General features: G+C 62.5%; 1 protein-coding gene. It reads left to right on the forward strand.

The features are described 5' to 3' along the window. Positions 1-64: 64 nt before the first annotated feature. Positions 65-586: AMP-binding protein (locus ABD481_RS46820; protein ID WP_344672363.1), on the forward strand; the 522-nt coding region annotated here is incomplete at its 3' end.

The raw sequence follows: 586 nt of genomic DNA on the forward strand, positions 1-586 counted from the left end.
TGGTGAGTTGGCGTTGGTGCGGGGTTGGAATGAGACGGCGGTGGGGTTGCCTGGGGTGGGTGGTGTGCATGAGTTGATTGCCGCGTATGTGGTGGAGCGTCCGGATGCGGTGGCGGTGGTCTGCGATGGGGTGTCGTTGACGTTTGCGGAGTTGGATGCGGCGGCGAATCGGTTGGCCGGGTATCTCAGGGGTTTGGGTGTGGGTGCGGAGTCGGTGGTGGGTTTGTATGCGGAGCGTGGGGTGGAGGTGGTGGTGTCGATTTTGGCGGTGTGGAGGGCTGGTGGTGCGTATTTGCCGTTGGATCCGGGTTATCCGGCGGAGCGGTTGGCGTTCATGGTGGTTGATGGTCGGGTGTCGGTGGTGGTGGGGCATCGTTCGGTGGCTGGGCCGCTGGTTGAAGGCCTGCTTGAGGGTGTGGAGCCGGCTGTGGTGTGGCTGGATGATCCGGCTACGCGTGCGGCGATTGATGCCGAGTCCTCTTCGGATCTTGATGTTCAGACGGTTGCGGGTCAGGCGGCTGTGGTGATTTATACGTCGGGTTCGACGGGTCGTCCGAAGGGTGTTTTGGTTACGCATGAGGCGTTG

The sequence above is a fragment of the Catenulispora yoronensis genome, from assembly GCF_039531695.1.
Taxonomy (GTDB): Bacteria; Actinomycetota; Actinomycetes; order Streptomycetales; family Catenulisporaceae; genus Catenulispora; species Catenulispora yoronensis.